Source organism: Enterobacter cloacae complex sp. 394F7 (assembly GCF_057320385.1).
The window spans coordinates 95,902-116,914 of record NZ_JBXWCS010000004.1 but is presented as its reverse complement, the minus strand read 5'-3'; the positions used below and the strand labels follow the sequence as shown (position 1 = coordinate 116,914).

General features: G+C 58.6%; 15 protein-coding genes and 1 other RNA gene. 10 read left to right on the top strand and 6 right to left on the bottom strand.

Going from position 1 to position 21,013, the window contains the following annotated elements:
• Nucleotides 1-75: 75 nt before the first annotated feature.
• Nucleotides 76-486, bottom strand: a complete 411-nt coding sequence (menI, locus tag AC2FAK_RS07490) for a 1,4-dihydroxy-2-naphthoyl-CoA hydrolase (RefSeq protein WP_023620692.1) — start codon at nucleotides 484-486, stop codon at nucleotides 76-78.
• Complete coding sequence (gene ydiJ, locus AC2FAK_RS07485) at nucleotides 483-3,539, bottom strand: D-2-hydroxyglutarate dehydrogenase YdiJ (protein WP_095454818.1); 3,057 nt, start codon at nucleotides 3,537-3,539, stop codon at nucleotides 483-485. Before ydiJ ends, menI begins: the two co-directional genes overlap by 4 nt.
• Before the next feature lie 199 nt (nucleotides 3,540-3,738).
• Here ydiJ and ydiK point away from each other — a divergent pair, with 199 nt between their 5' ends.
• Together ydiK and rprA are read left to right on the top strand one after the other, a co-directional pair.
• Nucleotides 3,739-4,854 carry an AI-2E family transporter YdiK gene (gene ydiK / locus AC2FAK_RS07480; protein WP_013096976.1) on the top strand — a complete coding sequence of 372 codons (1,116 nt, stop codon included), beginning with the start codon at nucleotides 3,739-3,741 and terminating at the stop codon, nucleotides 4,852-4,854.
• Between the two features lie 209 nt (nucleotides 4,855-5,063).
• Nucleotides 5,064-5,171: antisense sRNA RprA (rprA, locus tag AC2FAK_RS07475), an RNA gene on the top strand.
• Nucleotides 5,172-5,176: 5 nt separating this feature from the next.
• Here the strand turns inward: rprA and AC2FAK_RS07470 are convergent.
• From AC2FAK_RS07470 to ppsA, 3 genes are all read right to left on the bottom strand, one after another.
• Entirely contained in the window at nucleotides 5,177-7,552 is a 2,376-nt protein-coding gene (locus AC2FAK_RS07470; protein ID WP_095454819.1) for a glycoside hydrolase family 3 N-terminal domain-containing protein, read from the bottom strand.
• A 3-nt stretch (nucleotides 7,553-7,555) separates the two neighbouring features.
• Nucleotides 7,556-8,956 (bottom strand): MFS transporter, encoded by a 1,401-nt coding sequence (locus AC2FAK_RS07465; RefSeq protein ID WP_095454820.1) that lies wholly within the window; start codon nucleotides 8,954-8,956, stop codon nucleotides 7,556-7,558.
• A 233-nt stretch (nucleotides 8,957-9,189) separates the two neighbouring features.
• The gene (gene ppsA / locus AC2FAK_RS07460; RefSeq protein ID WP_020688345.1) at nucleotides 9,190-11,568 is read right to left on the bottom strand and encodes a phosphoenolpyruvate synthase; all 2,379 of its coding nucleotides are present in this window, start codon (nucleotides 11,566-11,568) and stop codon (nucleotides 9,190-9,192) included.
• A gap of 335 nt (nucleotides 11,569-11,903) precedes the next feature.
• Between ppsA and ppsR the strand changes: the two genes are divergently transcribed.
• The 8 genes from ppsR to AC2FAK_RS07420 all read left to right on the top strand — a co-directional run bounded on the left by ppsR (nucleotide 11,904) and on the right by AC2FAK_RS07420 (nucleotide 20,045).
• Complete coding sequence (gene ppsR / locus AC2FAK_RS07455; protein ID WP_023620693.1) at nucleotides 11,904-12,737, top strand: posphoenolpyruvate synthetase regulatory kinase/phosphorylase PpsR; 834 nt, start codon at nucleotides 11,904-11,906, stop codon at nucleotides 12,735-12,737.
• A gap of 152 nt (nucleotides 12,738-12,889) precedes the next feature.
• Entirely contained in the window at nucleotides 12,890-13,936 is a 1,047-nt protein-coding gene (aroH, locus tag AC2FAK_RS07450; protein WP_095454821.1) for a 3-deoxy-7-phosphoheptulonate synthase AroH, read from the top strand.
• A 208-nt stretch (nucleotides 13,937-14,144) separates the two neighbouring features.
• A complete protein-coding gene (hemP, locus tag AC2FAK_RS07445; protein ID WP_061771859.1) occupies nucleotides 14,145-14,327 on the top strand; it encodes a hemin uptake protein HemP in 183 nt (60 codons plus the stop codon).
• A gap of 76 nt (nucleotides 14,328-14,403) precedes the next feature.
• Nucleotides 14,404-16,389, top strand: coding sequence for a TonB-dependent hemoglobin/transferrin/lactoferrin family receptor (locus AC2FAK_RS07440; RefSeq protein WP_095454822.1), 1,986 nt, complete (start codon nucleotides 14,404-14,406; stop codon nucleotides 16,387-16,389).
• 45 nt (nucleotides 16,390-16,434) lie between these two features.
• Entirely contained in the window at nucleotides 16,435-17,463 is a 1,029-nt protein-coding gene (locus tag AC2FAK_RS07435) for a hemin-degrading factor (protein WP_095454823.1), read from the top strand.
• On the top strand, nucleotides 17,460-18,281 hold the full coding sequence (locus AC2FAK_RS07430; RefSeq protein ID WP_095454824.1) for a heme/hemin ABC transporter substrate-binding protein: 822 nt from the start codon (nucleotides 17,460-17,462) through the stop codon (nucleotides 18,279-18,281). Before AC2FAK_RS07435 ends, AC2FAK_RS07430 begins: the two co-directional genes overlap by 4 nt.
• The gene (locus AC2FAK_RS07425; protein WP_014831563.1) at nucleotides 18,281-19,273 is read left to right on the top strand and encodes a FecCD family ABC transporter permease; all 993 of its coding nucleotides are present in this window, start codon (nucleotides 18,281-18,283) and stop codon (nucleotides 19,271-19,273) included. The genes AC2FAK_RS07430 and AC2FAK_RS07425 overlap by 1 nt, the downstream gene beginning before the upstream one ends.
• Nucleotides 19,266-20,045: a heme ABC transporter ATP-binding protein gene (locus AC2FAK_RS07420; protein WP_094084151.1), complete on the top strand. Its 780-nt coding sequence runs from the start codon at nucleotides 19,266-19,268 to the stop codon at nucleotides 20,043-20,045. The genes AC2FAK_RS07425 and AC2FAK_RS07420 overlap by 8 nt, the downstream gene beginning before the upstream one ends.
• Here the strand turns inward: AC2FAK_RS07420 and AC2FAK_RS07415 are convergent.
• A complete protein-coding gene (locus AC2FAK_RS07415; RefSeq protein ID WP_170942739.1) occupies nucleotides 20,012-20,935 on the bottom strand; it encodes a LysR family transcriptional regulator in 924 nt (307 codons plus the stop codon). The genes AC2FAK_RS07420 and AC2FAK_RS07415 overlap by 34 nt on opposite strands.
• Nucleotides 20,936-21,013 lie beyond the last annotated feature (78 nt).

Genomic DNA, 21,013 nt, shown 5'->3' with positions numbered 1-21,013 from the left:
CTTGTGTACAAATCCTGACCAGTATATCACAACACCCTGGCGAGATTTTGACCAAATGCAAAAACATCAGGAAATTTATACCACCGCCGTGGTCAGCCTGGATGAGCAGCACAGCCGATCCTGCTCATCGAGAATATCAATCTGCCACACCTGATGACGGCTGCCGGCGTGCAGCGCGCGGCAAATACCGCGCACGCGCCCGCTGCGCACCGAGCGAATATGGTTGGCGTTCACCTCAAGCCCGACGACCTTCTGCTCCCCTTCGGTGCAGAGATACCCCGCCACCGACCCAAGGGTTTCGGCCAGCACCACGGACGCACCGCCGTGCAGTAAACCAAACGGCTGGTGCGTACGATGATCGACAGGCATGGTGGCCTCCAGATCGTCTTCGCCGATGCGGATAAACTGGATATCCAGCAACCCGACCATATTCCCCTCGCCCATGGCGTTTAACGCCTGTAGCGTGACGGCACGTTTCCAGATCATCCGATAATCTCCAGTAAAGCCTGTAACGGATGGCGTACCCCGTTACCTTCAACACGTTTCACCTGGCTACGACAGGAGTAGCCCGTTGCCAGGCAGCGGTTTCGCGGCAAGCGCTGCATCGCCTGATGCCATGACAACTCGTAGATACCGAGCGAGTTGGCGTGATTCTTCACTTCATGCCCGTAAGTGCCTGCCATGCCGCAGCAACCGACGCTGACGCTCTCAAGCTTCGCGCCAAAGCGGGCAAAAATAGAGGCCCATTGCGCAGGTGCGCCCGGCAGCGCGGTGACTTCTGTACAGTGGCCAAACAGGTACCACGGCTCACCGCTGACCTCCATGGCGCTGGTCTGCTCGAGGGCCGCCGGCAGCCACTCGTGCACCAGCATAACGTGGAACGCCCCGCGTTTATCGCCCAGCGTCTGCTTATATTCATCGCGATAGCAGAGCACCAGCGCCGGATCGACACCCACCATCGGCATGCCCAGCCCGGCGACCCGGTTAAGGAAATCAGACGTTTTTTGCGCCGTTTTCGCGAAGCGGTTGAGGAAGCCTTTAATGTGTTGCGCCTTACCGTTAGGTGAGAACGGCAGAACCACCGGCTGATACCCCAGTTTTTCCGCCAGACGGACAAAATCGGCCACCACCTGCGCGTCGTAATAGCTGGTAAACGGATCCTGCACCACCAGCACCACCTTCGCTTTTTGCTCAGGACTTAACGCCTCAAGCTGCTCCAGGGTCATGTTTGCCGAGCGATGCCCCACCAGCTGACGCTGCAGCGACGGCACCGAGAGCAGCGGCAGATCCACCATCCCGATATGCTTTTCGGAAAGCTTGCGCACCAGCGGCTGATTGATAAAGAAGTTGAACGTCTTTGGCGCCCGGGCCATCAGCGGGGCATAGCTCTCCACCGTTGCCACCAGATGGTCGCGCATCGGGCGCAGATAGCGCGTGTGGTAGAGCTGCAGGAAGCGCGAGCGGAACTCCGGTACGTCTATCTTAATCGGGCACTGGGTCGAACAGGCTTTACAGGCCAGGCAGCCGGACATGGCCTCTTTCACCTCATGGGAGAAATCATACTCGCCCTTATTCGCATGCCAGCTGTTGCGGGTGCGCTCAATCAGGGAACGCAGGCTGGCCCGTTTTTCCGGCAACTCCTGCTCCAGCTTGAGCGGGTCGATACCGCGATCGGCCAGCAAACGCAGCCATTCGCGTACCAGCGTCGCCCGCCCTTTTGGCGAGTGGATGCGGTTGCTGGTGATTTTCATCGACGGGCACATCGGGCTTTTCACGTCGAAGTTAAAGCACAGGCCGTTGCCGTTACACTCCAGCGCCCCGCGCCAGGACGCGCGCACGGCAATGGGGATTTGTCTGTCGTACGTGCCGCGTTTGACGGCATCCACCTGCAGCATGGGCGCGTCCACGCCTTCCGGCGGGCAAATTTTCCCCGGGTTGAGACGGTTATTGGGATCGAACGCCGCTTTGACCTTGCGCAGCTCGCCGAAGAGCTGTTCACCGAAGAACGCCGGGCTGTACTCGGCGCGGAACCCTTTTCCGTGTTCCCCCCACAGCAGGCCGCCATATTTCGCGGTTAAGGCCACCACCTCATCGGAGATCTGTTTCATCAGGATCTCCTGCTGCGGATCGCACATGTCCAGGGCCGGACGCACATGCAGCACCCCGGCATCAACGTGGCCGAACATGCCATAGCTCAGGCCGTGGCTGTCCAGCAGCGCACGGAATTCAACGATATAATCCGCCAGATGCTCAGGAGGGACGCAGGTATCTTCGGCAAACGGAATCGGCTTCGCGGCGCCTTTGGCATTGCCGAGCAGCCCCACCGCTTTTTTACGCATCGCGTAGATACGCTCAATGCCGGCCAGGTCGTTACAGAGCTGCCAGCCAATGACCCCGCCTTCGCCGTGGGCGATCAGTTCATCAAGCCGCTGACAGAGCGTGGTTACCTGGCTATCGATAAGTTCTGCATCGTCTCCGGCAAATTCAACGATGTTAAGCCCAAGCATCTCTTTGTCCGGCACATCGGTAATCAGCTCCCGCACCGAGTGCCAGACGATATCTTCCCGCGCCAGATTAAGCACCTTCGAGTCAACGGTTTCCACCGACAGCGCCTGCGCCTCCACCATAAACGGGGCATTACGCAGCGCGGAATCAAAGGAGTCATATTTGACGTTCACCAGGCGGCGCACTTTGGGCAGCCGGGTGATATCCAGCCGCGCCTCGGTAATAAACGCCAGCGTTCCTTCGGAGCCGGTCAGCACACGGGTCAAATCAAACTGGGTCAGTTCGTCGTTAAAGACGTGACGCAGGTCGTAACCGGTCAGGAAACGGTTCAGTTTGGGGAATTTGTCGAGGATCAGCTGGCGGTTATCGCGACAGCGTTCCAGCACGGTGCGATAGATGCGCCCGCTTGCGGTGTTCTCTTTACCCAGCGTTTCCGCCAGCTCGACCGGCACAGGCTGGGTATCCAGGATATCGCCGCCCAGCAGCACCGCTCGTACGCCCAGAACGTGATCGGAGGTTTTTCCGTAGACCAGCGAACCCTGCCCGGAGGCATCGGTGTTGATCATCCCGCCGATGGTTGCCCGGTTGCTGGTAGAAAGCTCGGGCGCAAAAAAGTAGCCGTAGGGCTTCAGATACTGGTTGAGCTGATCCTTAATCACGCCCGCTTCAACGCGAACCCATCCCTCTTCAGGATTGATCTCGATGATGCGATTCATATAGCGCGACATATCAATGATGATGCCCTGGTTCAGGGCCTGGCCATTTGTTCCGGTGCCGCCGCCGCGCGGGGTGAACACCAGAGCGCTAAAACGCTCTTGCGTCGCCAGCCGGGCAATCAGCGCCACATCGGCCGTTGAACGTGGAAAGACGACTGCATCGGGAAGAAGCTGGTAAATACTGTTATCGGTCGCCATCGTCAGCCTGTCGGCATAGTTCGTGGCGGTATCACCTGTAAAACCCTGTTGCTCCAGTGCCTTCAAAAAATTAAGCACCAGCTGAACGACGCCAGGTGCTTGAGAAATCTGTGGGATCATGACTGTCGACCCTAATTAGAGTAGTGTGAAATCGTTTGCGTTGTGTCTGGAAAGTTTTATCACATTTTTTTCTTATGTGCTTCGCTGAATTACGGGCAAAATCCGCCTGTCAAAAATCGCTGATATCATTAATGATTAGAGTGACGCGGTTATCCGTTCCCGCCAGCCTCGCTGGTGTTTATTAAGGAAAGTTTCATTTATGGTCAATCTTCGCCAGCCCAGGGATGTTGCGCAAATTTTGCTGTCGGTGCTGTTTCTGGCCCTCATGATTATTGCGTGTCTGTGGATTGTTCAACCTTTCATACTTGGCTTCGCCTGGGCCGCAACGGTGGTCGTGGCGACCTGGCCGGTGCTGTTACGTTTGCAGAAACTGCTGTTTGGCCGCCGCGGTCTGGCGGTACTGGTCATGACCCTGCTGCTGTTCCTGCTGTTTATTATTCCGATTGCGCTGCTGGTGAACAGCCTTGTCGATTCCAGTGGCCCGGTTATTCGCGCCGTCACCAGCGGTGATTTAACGCTGCCGGATCTCGCCTGGCTGAACAGCATTCCGGTGGTAGGCGCCAAACTTTACAGCGGCTGGCATAGCCTGCTGGAGATGGGCGGCAGCGCGTTGATGGCGAAAGTGCGTCCGTATATTGGCACCACCACCACCTGGTTTGTGGGTCAGGCGGCACATATTGGTCGCTTTATGATGCACTGTGCGCTGATGCTGGTCTTCAGCGCCCTGCTCTACTGGCGCGGTGAGCAGGTAGCGTTGGGCGTACGCCATTTCGCTACCCGACTGGCCGGTAAACGCGGCGATGCCGCGGTTCTGCTGGCGGCGCAGGCCGTGCGGGCGGTTGCGCTTGGGGTGGTCGTCACGGCGCTGGTGCAGGCGGTGCTGGGCGGTATCGGCCTGGCCATTTCTGGCGTGCCGTACGCTACCGTCTTTACGGTGGTGATGCTGATGACCTGTCTTGCTCAGCTGGGGCCGTTGCTGGTGCTGGTCCCCAGCATCATCTGGCTTTACTGGACGGGGGATACCACGTGGGGAACCGTTCTGCTGGTCTGGAGCTGCGTGGTCGGCACCATGGATAACGTGATTCGTCCCATCCTCATCCGCATGGGCGCGGACCTGCCGCTGATCCTGATCCTCTCCGGCGTCATTGGCGGGTTAATCGCCTTTGGGATGATCGGTCTGTTTATTGGACCGGTGCTGCTTGCCGTCACCTGGCGTCTCTTCTCCGCCTGGGTACACGAAGTGCCGCCGCCGGGCACCGACCCGGATGTGATTTTGAGCGAACTCGAAGAGCTGGAAGAGAAGAATACGCAGTAAAAGGGATTGCCGGGTGGCGTTGACGCTTACCCGGCCTACATTCCCCCTGGTAATACTTAAATGTTGCTAAACTATTTATTCGTTGCGCACTGGTCCGACCCGCCTTTTTTGCTCTAAGTCCGCTATTCACCTCAAGAAATCTTTACTTCTCTTTAACTATTGAGACGAATCTGATCGACGCTCAAGGTTGGCATGCCTACTATTAGCTCACGGTTATAAATCAACACCTTGATTTATAAGCATGGAAATCCCCTGAGTGAAACAACGAATTGCTGTGTGTAGTCTTTGCCCATCTCCCACGATGGGCTTTTTTTTATCCTGGCTACGCGTGCTGAACCTGACAGGTGCTTAGCATGCGCCATTCAGCAGGCAGCACCCGCGTCTCTCCCGTCACATTGACCGTCACCACGTCGCGAATATCCGCCGATGATGCTCCCACCTGTAGCTCAAACTCGCCCGGCTCGACAATGCGTTTGCCGTCCCGACGAGTAAAGTTGAACATCTCCACGGGCAGCGTAAAGGTGAGCGTGGCCGTTTCGCCCGGCGCGAGCGCCACACGCTGGAACGCTTTCAGTTCCTGAAGCGGCCGCACCTGCGTGGCAACCTTATCCCGGACGTACACCTGCACCACCTCGCTGCCGCTGCGTTCACCGCGGTTGGTGACGTCAATACTCAACACAACTTCGCCGTCCACCGGTACGCTGTTTTGCGCGAGGCGTGCTGCGCCCCAGTTAAATTGCGTCCAGCCAAGGCCGAAACCAAAGGGATAGCGGGAGCCAAAGTGGAACGCGAATGGCGTGCCGCCGCTTTTCAGCTTGTGGTTGTAGTAGTACGGCATGGCGCCCGCACTTTTCGGCACGCTCACCACCAGACGTCCCTGCGGCTCCGCGCGCCCGGTTAACACATCGGCAATTGCCCAGCCCCCTTCCTGCCCAGGCGCCCAGGCCATCATCAGCGCCGCGACCTTATCTTCCAGCCCCTGAAGATTATACGGCCGCCCACCGGTCATCACGACAATCACCGGTTTGCCCGTGGCGACCAGGGCTTCCAGCAGCTGTTGCTGAACGCCAGGCAGGTTCAGGGAATCGGTATCGGATCCTTCCCCTACCGTGCCGCTCTGGAACAAACCGGCGAGGTCGCCGACGCAGGCCACCACCACGTCGCTCTCCTGCGCGGCGTTCACGGCTTCGGGGATCAGCGCGGTACTTTGCGACACCGGCGACTGCTGCATCGGTTTGCCCCCGCTGTCACCCGGGAAGACCGGCGCGCCCGCCATTCGTTTTTCGATGATGTGACACCCTTTGGCATAACGCACGTTCGACGCGCCCAGATAGTGCTCCAGCGCCGCGCGCGGAGTCGTCACCTGTGACGTTTCGTCAACCATATCGCTGATAATCAAATGCACCGGGAAGCTGTAGCCGCTGAGCAACGCCAGCGGATCGTCCGCCGTGGGGCCCACCACCGCCACGCGGGGTTTGCCGCCGAGAGGCAAAATGCCGTTATTCTCCAGCAGCGTCAGCGAACGGGTCGCCACCTCACGTGCAACCTGCCGGGTGGTCTCATTTTGCAAATCAATGCCACTTTCATCGGCATACGGGTTTTCAAACAGGCCGAGACGGAATTTTTCGGTCAGCACGCGTCCTACAATCTCGTCCACTTTCGCCATGGAGATCAGACCACGCTCAACGGCCTCAGCCAGATGGCGGGCGCAGTCATCTTTCGGCAGCTCAACATCAAGCCCGGCGTTAAAGGCCAGCGCGGCGGATTCGGTCGCATCATGCGAGACCCCGTGATGCTGATGCAGCAGGCTGACGCCGCCATAGTCCGCCACAACGATCCCGTCAAAGCCCCACTGTTCGCGCAGGACGGTGGTCAGCAGGAAGTGGTCACTGTGCCCCGGCTGATTGTCGATATCGTGGTAGGCAGGCATCACCGACCCGGCATTGGCCAGCTTCACCGCCATTTCAAACGGCAGCAGGAAGGTATCATTCAGTTCGCTAAAGCCCAGATGAACCGGGGCATGGTTGCGCGCCCCCTCGCTGAACGAGTGGCCCACATAGTGCTTAAGCGTGGCCAGCAGATCGCGTTTATCGCCCTGCAGCCCTTTAACGTAGGCCGTGGCCATCACACCCACCAGCCAGGGATCTTCGCCAAAGGTCTCTTCCGTGCGCCCCCAGCGCACATCGCGGGAGACATCCAGCACCGGGGCCAGCCCCTGCTGGCAGCCCACGGACCGCGCCTCTTTGCCTATCTGCTCGGCTGCCCGCTGTACCAGCGCCGGATCCCAGGTTGAACCGTAGTTGAGCGATGACGGGAACAGCGTGGCCGCTTTGCACAACAACCCCACCAGACACTCCTCATGGAACAGCGCCGGAATGCCGAGCCGCGTCTCTTCCATCATCATCCGCTGCAGACGGTTGGCGGCGCGCACGCCGGTTTGCGCATCAACGATATGGGTACCCAGCGGACGGGTAATCTGCCCGACGCCCAGCTTAAGCCGTTCGCTGAGCGAGGCCTGTTCACTCACCCCCGCGAATTCGTCACTCAAGTCGCTGCGTTCACGGTGGTTGCCGTTTTCATCGAGGATCAGCCAGTACGCGTGCATCTGGGCGAACTTCTCTTCCGGGGTCATGCGTGCCAGCAAGTCGGCGACGCGCTCGTGCACGGGACGTCCCGCGTCCTTATAGATTGCAGTCATGTTTTACTCCTGTAGGGCGGAAGGGGCAGCCGGGCTGAGTTGCCCTGCTTCTGGCCGCACGTCGCGCTTGCTGGCCAGTTCGCGGGCGATGGAATCCACCAGCCGACTGTTGAGTTTGTAGATGGCAAGCAGCGCGACCATGCCGAGGAACAGCACGCACGGAATAAGGGTAAACAGTGCGTTAATGGTCGTGAGTACGTGCGGCGTCTGGGTTGCCTGGCCTGGCGCGTAATCCACCATCCCGAGCACCCAACCCACCACTGCCCCACCCAACGCCAGACCAAATTTGATGGCGAACAGCGCGGTGGAGAAGACCAGACCATCGAGCCGGCGACCGCTGCGGTGCTCTTCATAGTCGACCACATCGGAGAACATGGTCCACTGCAGCGGCGTGGTCAGGTTCTGGATGAAGCTAAAGACAATATTGAGGCCGAAAATCAGCCAGACCTGTGAAGGCGGCAGGAAGAAGATCAGCGCCCCAAAAATCACGAAGGAAATAATGGTCCACTGATAGGCACGTACGCGGTCAAATTTCCCCAGCAGCCGTTCGGATAATAATGCGCCACTTAAGGAGGCCACCATCCCGGAGACGATAAAGGCAAACACCAGTTCCGGGCGCAACAGCACATAATTCACGTAATACATCGTGGCAGAGCCGCGCGTCACGACCGCCGTTAACAGCAAAATATTAAACAGGAACACAATTCGCCACTGGCTGTTCCCGGCCAGCAGTTTTAAATCGGTGAGCATGGAGCCAGAAGTATCATTCCGCGGAGAATAGCGCTCGCGGGTCATCAGGAAGCAGCAGAAGAATAAAATAATCCCCAGTAATCCCATCAGGCTCATGGCATAGAAATAGCCTTTCTGTACGTTGCCCTGTCCAAGATGCGAAACCAACGGCAAAGCGATAACCGTCACAATCAACCCGCCGATAAACGACAGGCCAAAGCGCCACGACTGCAGCGAATGGCGCTCGCGCGGATCCAGCGTCAGCGCGCCCGGCATGGCGCAGTAAGGGACGTTAATGGCGGAATAGATGAGGCTTAAAATCCCGTAGGTCACACAGGCATAGACGATTTTCGCCGTGGGCCCGACGTCGGGAACGTAGAACGTAATGAGGCAGCTCACGCCAAACGGAATGGCAAACCACAGCAGCCATGGACGGAAACGACCGTGACGCGTTTGGGTGCGATCCACCAGCGCGCCGATACAGGGATCAATAAAGGCATCGACCACGCGCACCACTAAAAACATGGTGCCCATAATGGCCGCGGGTAAACCGAAAACGTCTGTATAGAAATAAGCAAGAAATAACGTCGCTGTTTGCCAGACCAGCGCACTGGCCATATCACCTAAGCCATAACCTATTTTATCTTTGGTACGCAGTACAGAGGAGATTGTCATTTGTTATTTGCCTTTTTATCAGGTTAAAACGTATTTCAACCAGTTGCGCAAAATCCTGTTGATTTGCGCGGTAAGGCTCAAGTATTAGCAACCCTTTGTGTGCTAACAATTGTCTAAATTAACAGACAAATTATGATATTTGGTTTTTTACTTTATTTGTGATGGGGAGCAAATATAAGCGGAAATAAAAAAGGCGAGGATTATTTCCCTCGCCTTTTCAGATACGGAAGACGTTACTTGTTCAGTTCAGCCAGGCTCAGCCAGGTTTGCACCACGGTGTCCGGGTTGAGGGAAAGACTGTCGATCCCCTCTTCCATCAGCCAGGCCGCGAAGTCTTCATGGTCAGAAGGGCCCTGGCCACAAATCCCGACGTATTTACCCTGTTTCTTCGCCGCACGGATGGACATCGACAGCAGGGCTTTCACCGCCTCGTTGCGTTCGTCGAACAGCTCAGAGACCACGCCGGAGTCACGGTCCAGACCCAGCGTCAGCTGCGTCATGTCGTTCGAACCGATAGAGAAGCCGTCGAAGTGCTCCAGGAACTGCTCTGCCAGCAGGGCGTTGGACGGGATCTCACACATCATGATGATCTTCAGCCCATTTTCGCCGCGCTTCAGCCCCTGACGCGCCAGCTCGTCCACCACCGCTTTCGCCTGGTCCACGGTACGTACGAACGGGATCATGATCTCAACGTTAGTCAGCCCCATGTCGTTGCGCACGCGTTTTACCGCTTCACACTCCAGCGCGAAGCAGTCGCGGAAGCTGTCGGAGACATAACGTCCGGCCCCACGGAAGCCCAGCATCGGGTTCTCTTCTTCCGGCTCGTAACGCTCGCCGCCCACCAGGTTGGCGTATTCGTTAGACTTAAAGTCTGACAGACGCACGATCACGCGCTTCGGATAAAACGCCGCCCCGAGCGTCGCGATCCCTTCGGTCAGACGGCCAACGTAGAACTCTTTCGGCGAGTCGTAGCCTTTCATCATCTCGCGAATTTCGTTCTGCAGCTTTGCGTCCTGGTCGTCAAACTCCAGCAGCGCGCGCGGGTGAACGCCAATCATACGGTTGATGATGAATTCCAGACGCGCCAGGCCCACGCCTTCGTTCGGCAGGCAGGCGAAGTCAAACGCGCGGTCCGGGTTACCGACGTTCATCATGATCTTCAGCGGCAGGTCCGGCATGGTATCGACGCTGGAGCTTTTCACGCTGAAGTCAAGGATGTCGGCATACACGTAGCCGGTATCCCCTTCGGCACAGGAGACGGTCACGTTCTGTCCGTCCTTCATGCGTTCGGTTGCGTCACCGCAGCCGACAACCGCCGGGATCCCCAGCTCGCGGGCGATGATCGCCGCGTGACAGGTACGCCCGCCACGGTTGGTGACGATAGCCGCGGCTTTCTTCATGATCGGTTCCCAGTCCGGGTCGGTCATGTCGGTTACCAGCACGTCGCCCGGTTCAATGCGGTTCATCTCGCTGATATCGTGGATCACTTTCACCGGACCGGCACCAATGCGGTGACCAATCGCGCGGCCTTCCGCCACGATTTTGCCCTGCGCGTGGAGGGTATAACGCTCCATCACCTGGCCGCGGGAGCGAACCGTTTCCGGGCGCGCCTGGACGATGAACAGCTTGCCGGTGTGACCGTCTTTGGCCCATTCGATGTCCATCGGACGGCCGTAGTGTTTTTCAATCTGCACCGCCTGCTTCGCCAGCTCCTGCACTTCGGCGTCGGTCAGGGAGAAGCGGTCGCGCAGCTCCTGCGGTACATCTTCAATCTTCACCTGCTTGCCATGCTCCTGGGTCGGGGCATAGATCATGCGGATTTTTTTCGAGCCCATGGTGCGACGAACCACCGCCGGACGGTTGGCGGCAAGCGTCGGTTTGTGGACGTAGAATTCGTCAGGGTTCACGGCACCCTGCACCACCATCTCACCCAGACCCCACGCGGAGGTGATGAATACCACCTGGTCGAAGCCGGACTCGGTATCAATGGAGAACATCACGCCGGAAGAGCCCACGTCGGAACGCACCATACGCTGTACGCCCGCAGAGAGCGCGACGCCGCGATGGTCATAGCCCTGATGCACGCGATAGGAGATAGCGCGATCGTTAAACAGGGAGGCGAACACGTGTTTCACCGCCACCAGTACCGCGTCATACCCCTGAACGTTCAGGAAAGTTTCCTGTTGTCCGGCGAACGAGGCATCCGGCATGTCTTCTGCGGTTGCAGAGGAGCGCACGGCGAAAGAGGCCTGCGCATCATCAGCGGAGAGCTGGTTGTACGCATCGTGAATGGCTTTTTCCAGTTCCGGCTGGAAAGGTGTGTCGATAATCCACTGGCGGATCTGCGCCCCGGCTTTAGCAAGCGCGGTAACGTCATCAATATCCGTTTTATCCAGCAGGTCGTAAATGCGCTGGTTTACACCGCTCTGGTCTAAAAACAGGTTAAACGCATCGGCGGTCGTGGCAAACCCGTTTGGTACGGAGACACCCATACCGGACAGATTTGTAATCATTTCACCCAGGGAGGCATTTTTGCCCCCAACTCTGTCTACATCATTCATGCCGAGTTGGTTATACCAAAGCACCAGCGGTGACGAGCCATTGTTGGACATCGAAACAATCCTTTTGTGATATTTGATCGGAGTAAGAAACACCTGACTACGTATTTATACTGGCATATTTATTTACGCTAAAAAAACGGTGAATCGTGTAAGCAATTTAAATTTTCAACTTTTCGGATACTTTCCCTCCACCGGATAAGCCGATGATTCCTATATATTCAGCCAAAAACCACAAAAATGACGTCGCTATTTGAAAAATGAAATCCACTTTTCAGGAAAATCAAAAACACCATTTCATTTTAAATTCAGATAACTTCTTTGCTGTGCAATTAACTTTTTTAATTTATGCTTTCAGACAATTAGGTCCGATATTCAGGGTGGATAAAATGGATAATGCTGTCGATCGCCACGTTTTTTATATTTCTGATGGTACGGCGATTACCGCCGAGGTGCTGGGGCATGCGGTGATGTCACAGTTCCCCGTTTCGATTAACAGCATCACGCTGCCGTTTGTGGAAAATGAGAGCCGCGCGCGGGCGGTCAAGGACCAGATTGATGCCATTTACCAGCAGACGGGCGTGCGCCCGCTGGTGTTCTACTCCATCGTGATCCCGGAAATTCGCAACATCATTCTGCAAAGCGAAGGCTTTTGTCAGGATATCGTGCAGGCGCTGGTGGCCCCGCTGCAGAGCGAGCTGAAGCTCGACCCGACCCCCATCGCCCACCGAACCCACGGGCTGAACCCTGGCAACCTGACCAAATACGATGCGCGTATCGCCGCCATTGACTACACCCTGGCGCATGACGACGGCATCTCGCTGCGAAACCTCGACCAGGCGCAGGTCATTTTGCTGGGCGTCTCGCGCTGCGGCAAAACCCCGACCAGCCTCTACCTGGCGATGCAGTTTGGTATTCGTGCCGCCAACTACCCGTTCATTGCCGATGATATGGACAATCTGGTGCTACCTGCCGCCCTGAAGCCGCTGCAGCACAAGCTGTTCGGGCTGACCATTAACCCGGAGCGCCTTGCCGCCATCCGCGAAGAGCGCCGCGAAAACAGCCGCTACGCCTCCATGCGCCAGTGTCGAATGGAGGTCTCCGAAGTGGAAGCGCTGTACCGCAAAAACCAGATCCCGTGGCTGAACAGCACCAACTATTCGGTTGAAGAGATCGCTACCAAAATTCTCGACATCATGGGCCTTAATCGTCGCATGTACTAATATGCTAGTACATTAGCTCAGATTCAGGTATCATCCACCACATCCTCGGGGCGGAGCCGCCCCGAACTTGAAATCAGCAGGGATTGGTTTAAGGTGATGCCCATCACTTCCCGGTAGTCTGCCGATGAAGCAAAAAATTTCTGAGACATTCCATGAATAAAACCGACGAACTCCGCACAGCGCGCATTGACAGCCTGGTTACACCGGCTGAACTGGCACAGCGGCATCCACTTTCCGCAGGCGTTGCGGAGCATGTTACGGCCTCGCGCCGACGCATTGAAAAAATTCTTAATGGTGAAGACAAACGTCTTCTGGTGGTAATTGGCCCCTGCTCGATCCATGACCTGGACGCGGCGATGGATTATGCAAAACGGCTACAGGGGCTGCGGGAAAAACACCAGCATCGCCTTGAGATCGTGATGCGGACCTACTTTGAAAAACCCCGTACCGTGGTGGGCTGGAAAGGATTAATTTCAGACCCCGATCTCAACGGCAGCTATCGCGTTAACCATGGGATTGAGCTGGCACGTAAGCTGCTTTTGCAGGTGAATGAGCTGGGCGTTCCCACGGCCACCGAGTTTCTCGATATGGTGACCGGCCAGTTTATCGCCGATCTGATCAGCTGGGGCGCGATTGGCGCGCGGACCACCGAGAGCCAGATCCACCGTGAAATGGCCTCTGCCCTCTCCTGCCCGGTCGGGTTTAAAAACGGAACCGATGGCAACACCCGGATTGCGGTCGATGCGATCCGCGCTGCGCGTGCCAGCCACATGTTCCTCTCGCCGGATAAGAGCGGCCAGATGACCATCTACCAGACCAGCGGTAACCCGTACGGGCATATCATTATGCGCGGCGGCAAGACACCGAACTATCACGCCGGGGATATTGCCGTGGCCTGTGAAACGCTGGCCGAGTTCGATCTGCCGGAACATCTGGTGGTGGACTTCAGCCACGGTAACTGTCAGAAACAGCACCGTCGCCAGCTGGATGTCTGCGATGAGATCTGCCAGCAGATCCGCAGCGGTTCAAGCGCCATTGCGGGCATTATGGCCGAAAGCTTTATCCGCGAAGGCACGCAGAAAATCGTGTCGGGTCAGCCGCTGGTTTACGGCCAGTCGATCACCGACCCGTGCCTGAGCTGGGAAGACAGCGAACTGCTGCTGGAGAAGCTGGCGTCGGCGGTAGATTCGCGCTTCTGATGTTATTGTCGGGTGGCGCTGCGCTTACCCGACCTACGATACGTGCCCTTCTCCCTCTCCCTGTGGGAGAGGGCCGGGGTGAGGGCATCAGACCGCACCTCCCCCAAATTTGATCCTCTCACCCTTTTTTCACAAAAACGCTTGCCGCGAATTTGCAGTTTATTGATAATGATTATCATTGTTACATTGATTGTTATTTATAAACATTATGTCACGTACGGATAACACTGCGGCAACGCCGCCAAAAACAGACACAGCATCCGCCCCCGTCGAGCGTCGCATTGACAGCAAAACCCTGCTGGGCGATGAGGGACGGGTCATTATCGAGCATGACGGTCAACGCTACCTGCTGCGCCAGACCCATGCCGGAAAATTGATCCTCACAAAATAAACAACACAAAAACTCCGCCAGCCACCCAGGTGAACCCCAGGCAGCCAGCGCTTTCAATTCTTAATGGAGAGTTGCTATGCCACACCTGCCTTCCGCGCCTTTACGTCCGTCACTTCTGGCGCTGGCGATTGTCAGCACCCTGCCGGGCGTCGCGTTTGCTACCACAGATGAAATGACCGTGACCGCCACGGGTAACGCCCGTAGCGCCTTCGAAGCCCCCATGATGGTGAGCGTGATTGACGCCAGCACACCGGATAAACGAACTGCCAGCTCGGCAGCCGACCTGCTGCGTAACGTCCCCGGCCTGACGCTCGATGGCACCGGACGCACCAACGGCCAGGACGTTAACCTGCGCGGTTATGACCGTCGCGGCGTGCTGGTGCTGGTTGACGGCGTGCGCCAGGGAACCGACACCGGCCACCTGAACAGCACGTTCCTCGATCCGGCGCTGATTAAACGTATCGAAGTGGTGCGCGGTCCGTCGGCCCTGCTGTACGGCAGCGGCGCGCTGGGCGGTGTGATTGCCTATGACACCGTCGATGCCAAAGATCTGCTTGAGCCGGGTAAAAACAGCGGCTACCGGGTGTTCGCTACCGGTGCGACGGGCGATCACAGCATCGGCATGGGGGCCAGCGCCTATGGCCGCACCGATACCCTGGACGGGCTGGTCTCCTGGTCGAGCCGGGATCGCGGCGATCTGCGCCAGAGTGACGGCACAACCGCCCCGAACGACGAATCCATTCAGAACATGCTGGCGAAGGGCAGCTGGAAAATCGACGCGGCCCAGAGCCTGAGCGGCTCCCTGCGCTATTACAATAACGCTGCACAGGAGCCGAAAAACCCGCAAACCAGTACAGCAGACAGCAGCAGTAACCCGCTGACCGACCGCTCCACCATCCAGCGTGACGCGCAGCTCGGCTATCACCTTGCTCCACAGGGTAACGACTGGCTGAACGCCGACGCGAAAATTTACTGGTCCGAAGCGCGTATCAACGCCCAGAACATCGACGGCAGCGGTGAGTTTCGCAAACAGACCACCAAAGGCGGCAAAGTGGAGAACCGCACCCGCCTGTTCAGCGATTCCTTTGCCTCACATCTGCTGACCTACGGCGGTGAGTATTATCGTCAGGAGCAACGCCCGGGCGGGGCAACAACGGGCTTCCCGCAGGCACAAATCGATTTCAGCTCCGGCTGGCTGCAGGATGAAATCACCCTGCGCGACCTCCCCGTGACCCTTCTTGGCGGCACGCGCTACGACAACTACCGCGGCAGCAGCGATGGCTACAAGGATGTGGATGCCGATAAGTGGTCCTCCCGCGCCGGGTTAACCGTCAACCCGACCGACTGGCTGATGCTGTTCGGCTCTTACGCGCAGGCGTTCCGCGCGCCAACCATGGGCGAAATGTATAACGACGCCAAACACTTCTCCATTGGCCGCTTCTATACCAACTACTGGGTGCCTAACCCCAATCTGCGCCCGGAAACCAACGAAACGCAGGAGTATGGTTTTGGTCTGCGCTTTGATGATCTGATGCTGGCCAACGATGCGCTGGAGTTTAAAGCCAGCTATTTCGATACCAACGCCAAAGACTACATCTCCACCACCGTCAATTTTGCGGCGGCGACCACCATGTCATATAACGTCCCGAACGCCAAAATCTGGGGCTGGGACGTGATGGCGAAATACTCCGCCGACCTGTTCAACCTCGACCTCGCCTATAACCGCACGCGCGGAAAAGATACCGACACGGGCGAGTATATTTTCAGCATTAACCCGGATACCGTCACCAGCAAGCTGGATATTCCGCTGGCACAAAGCGGCTTCTCCGTCGGCTGGATCGGCACCTTTGTCGATCGCTCAACCCACATCAGCAGCAGCTACAGTGAGCAACCCGGCTACGCGGTTAATGATTTCTACGTGAGCTACACCGGCCAGGCGCAGCTTAAAGGCGTCACCACGACGCTAGTGCTGGGCAACGCCTTCGACAAAGAATACTGGTCGCCACAGGGCATTCCGCAGGATGGCCGAAACGGGAAGATTTTCGTCAGTTATCAATGGTAATCCCCGCCCCGGCTGGCCGGGGCAATGCTTTGAGAGGAAAAGACAATGAACCACTACACACGCTGGCTTGAGCTAAAAGAAGAAAATCCGGGTAAGTACGCGCGCGACATTGCAGGTTTAATGAACATCAGCGAAGCCGAGCTAACCTTCGCCCGTGTGGGTCATGACGCCTGGCGCCTGCGCGGTGATGCCCGCGAGATCCTGGCCGCGCTGGAAGCGGTGGGCGAAACCAAATGCATCTGCCGCAACGACTACGCCGTTCACGAGCAGGTCGGCGCCTTTACCCATCAACACCTGAGCGGCCACGCCGGGCTGATCCTCAACCCGCGCGCGCTGGATCTGCGCCTGTTCCTTAACCAGTGGGCGAGCGTATTTCATATCAGCGAGGCCACCGCCCACGGCGAGCGGCAGAGCATTCAGTTCTTCGACCTCCAGGGCGACGCCCTGCTGAAGGTTTACGCCACGGATAACACCGACCTCACCGCCTGGGGCGACCTGCTCACCCGCTTTATCTTTGCCGGGAATTCGCCGCTGGCGTTGAAAACGGCCGATGTCCCGGCTCACGCTGAAAACCCGGACGCCTCGCTCGTGGACACAGAGTGGCGTGCCATGACCGACGTGCATCAGTTCTTCAGCCTGCTCAAGCGTCACAACCTCAGCCGCCAGCAGGCGTTTCGCCTGGTGGGCGACGATCTGGCCTGCAGGGTCGACAACACCGCGCTGGCCCAGCTGCTGGAAACGGCACGCCTGGACGGAAACGAAATCATGATTTTCGTCGGCAACCGCGGCTGCGTGCAGATCTTCACCGGCGTGGTGGAAAAACTGATGCCGATGAAGGGCTGGCTGAACATCTTCAACCCGGCTTTCACCCTCCATCTGCTGGAAGGCGCCATCGCAGAATCCTGGGTCACGCGCAAACCGACGGCTGACGGGCATGTCACCAGCCTGGAGCTGTTTGCCGCCGACGGCACGCAGATTGCCCAGCTGTACGGCCAGCGGAGTGAAGGCGAAACCGAGCAGAGCCAGTGGCGCAGCCAGATCGACGCCTTAACGGCAAAAGGGCTGGCCGCATGAAAAAATGGCTTGCCCTGATCAGCGCCCTGCCGCTGCTGGCATTTGCTGCGCCGCAGGAGAAAATCGTCGCGCTCGGCGGCGACGTCACCGAGATTGTCTATGCGCTCGGCGCTGCGTCTTCGCTGGTGGCACGCGACAGCACCAGCCAGTGGCCACAGGCGGCGAACACGCTGCCGGACGTGGGCTATCTGCGCCAGCTGAATGCCGAAGGCATTTTGTCCATGCGCCCCACGCTGGTACTGGCCAGTGCACAGGCACAGCCGTCTCTGGCGTTAAAACAGGTAGAGCAGAGTCACGTCAGGGTGATCACCGTTCCGGCAGGCAATGACCTCAGTGTTATCGATGAAAAGGTTCGGGTTATCGCTGAGGCGACGCACCGCGAGGCAGAAGGGAAAACCCTGCGCAACTCGCTGCGTCAGGCGCTGTCGGCGCTTCCCGTGTCACCGCTCAATAAACGGGTGCTGTTTATTCTCAACCACGGCGGGATGACCGCGATGGCCGCCGGGCAACAAACCGCAGCGGATGCTGCCATTCGTGCGGCAGGGCTGCAGAACGCGATGCAGGGCTTCACTCGCTATCAGCCGCTGTCTCAGGAAGGCGTTATCGCCAGTCAGCCCGACCTGGTGGTGATCTCGCAGGATGGCGTGAACGCTCTGGGTGGGGCGGATGCGGTGTGGCAACTGCCCGGTCTGGCGCAAACTCCAGCGGGACGTCACCGGCAGATGCTGGCCATCGACGATATGGCGCTGCTGGGCTTTAGCGTGCGAACGCCACAGGCGATCCAGCAGTTACGCCGTAAAGCGGAGCAACTGCCCTGATGTCCCGACGCGCCGTACTGGCATTGTGGTTGCTGGCCGCGCTGCTGGCCGTCATGACGCTGGCGGCCAGCGGTGTGGGCGCGTTGCGCCTGCCGGTCAGCCTGCTGTGGACCGGCAGCGACGACGCGCTGCGTCAGATCTGGCTGACGATCCGCCTGCCCCGCGTGCTGCTGGCGCTGGCAATCGGCGGCTCACTGGCGCTGGCGGGCTGTGTGATGCAGGGACTGTTTCGTAACCCGCTGGCCGATCCGGGCCTGCTGGGGATCAGCAGCGGCGCAGCACTCGCCGTTGCGCTGTGGGTGGTTATTCCGCTCTCGCTGCCCGCGCTGGTGATGCTGTACGCCCCGATGCTGGCGGCGTTTCTCGGCGCGCTGGCCGCCACATTCGTCATTTTCCTGCTCAGCCGGCAGCGTGACAGTTCCCTGTCGCGACTGCTGCTGGTGGGGATTGCCATCAATGCCCTGTGCGGGGCGGCCGTCGGCGTGCTGTCATGGCTCAGTAATGATGCCCAGCTTCGCCAGCTCTCACTCTGGGGCATGGGTAGCCTCGGCCAGGCCCAGTGGTCAACGCTGCTGGCCGTCTGCTCGCTGATGGTTCCCACCGTGCTGGTTATCTGGCGCCTGGCTGGCGCACTTAATTTGCTGCAGCTTGGCGAGGAAGAGGCGCACTACCTCGGGGTGGAGGTGGCCGTTGTACAGCGGCTCCTGCTGCTGTGCAGCGCCCTGCTGGTGGCCGCCGCGGTGGCCGTCAGCGGTGTCATCGGCTTTGTTGGCCTTGTGGTGCCACACCTGGTGCGCATGTGGCTGGGGGCCGACCACCGGGCGGTGATCCCCGGCTCGGTGCTGGCCGGTGCGTTACTGTTGCTGGCTGCCGATACGCTGGCACGCACCCTGGTCGCCCCGGCGGAAATGCCGGTCGGTTTATTGACCAGTCTTCTCGGTGCGCCGTGGTTCCTGTGGCTTATCTTTCGTCGCGGAGGTGCGCATGGCTGAACGCTACTGTGCGGAAAATATTGTCTTTCACGCCGGGCAACGGACGCTGATCGACAACGTGTCGCTGACCCTTTCCCAGGGCGAACTGGTGGCGTTGATTGGCCCCAACGGTGCCGGGAAATCGACCTTGTTACGCCTGCTTACCGGCTATCTCAAACCCGCGAGCGGACGGTGCAGTCTTGCAGGAACGCCGCTTGCGGCCTGGCCGCCGGACAGACTCTCCCGCTACCGGGCGGTCATGCGCCAGAATACCCAGCTCGGATTCGACTGGCCGGTAGAAGCGGTGATCGGGATGGGGCGTGCGCCGTGGACGCGCCGCCCTGAGGCGTCGGTGATTGAGGAGGTGATGGCCATCTCCGGCTGTTTACCGCTGGCGGGCAGGCAGTTTGCGGCGCTCTCCGGCGGGGAGCAGCAACGCGTTCAACTCGCCCGCGCGCTGGCACAGCTCTGGTGCGACGGTGCGCCGCGCGGCTGGCTGTTTCTGGATGAACCCACGTCCGCGCTGGATCTTTACCACCAGCAGCATCTGCTGCGCCTGCTCTCTTCCCTGACCCGTCGGGGGCATTTGCATGTCTGTGTTGTGCTGCACGATCTCAATCTGGCGGCGCTGTGGGCCGATCGCATCCTGTTGTTACATAACGGCAAAATGGTCGCTCAGGGGGCCCCGGAGGCGGTTCTGCAGGCCGATACGCTGACGCGCTGGTACGGCGCGCAGGTGCAGGTTGGCCGACACCCGGCTCATGCTGCGCCGCAGGTGTTTCTCGTCCCCTGATCGGGCTGATAAAAATCTTTCAGGGTTTCCAGCAGGGCATGCGCCGCTTTTGAGAGCTGCGTGTGCCCTGGATGGATCACCCCGATACATTTTTCTATCGGCGGGCTGTCCAGCGGAATACAGACCGCACCCAGCGATGTCATCTGCGCCTCGCACAGCGCCGGTACGGCACTGCCGCCCAGCCCGCTGGCGACCATCCTTCCTACCGTCACCAGCTGATGGCTCTCCAGCGCCACCTCCAGCTTGCGGCCGCTACGGGCCAGCTCCTCTTCCATCATCAGGCGCACCGCCGAGGGGCGCTGCAGGGTAATGAAATCCAGCGTCAGCAGTTCATTCCAGGAGAGGCGTTTTTTCACCGCAAGGGGGGACGCTTTCGGCACAATGGCGACAAACCGGTCGAGGCCCAGCGGCGTAAACAGCAGGTTATGCGTCGGCGCCGGTTCAAAGGCGATCCCCATCTCGACCCGCCCTTCCCGCACCATCTCAATTACCTGTTCGTTGATGACATCATGCACGGTGACGTTGATCCCGGCATGGCGATCGCGAAACGCTTTCAGCACCTCCGGCAGGACGTTAGCCGCAAACGACGGCATGGCCGCGACCGAGATTTTGCCGCGCTGCAGCGTAAAGCACTGGTGCATTGCCTCTTCCACGTTATCCCAGTCAGCCAGCAGCTGCCGCGCCATCGGTAAAAAGGTTTCGCCCTCCTGCGTCAGGGTGACCTTACGCGTGCTTCGCTGCAGCAGCGGGCCTCCGAGCGCATCCTCCAGCCCTTTAATCGTCAGGCTGAGGGCTGGCTGAGAAAGATTTAACCGTTCGCTGGCGTGCGCAAAATTGAGAGTGTGAGCTACCGCTAAAAACGCGCGTAACTGTTTGACACTCATTCTCATTTTTCATCCTGTTAACTAATTGAAAAAATTTAGTTAACAGGAAATTAATAAGAAAACCAAATGAGTGGGTCACAAATT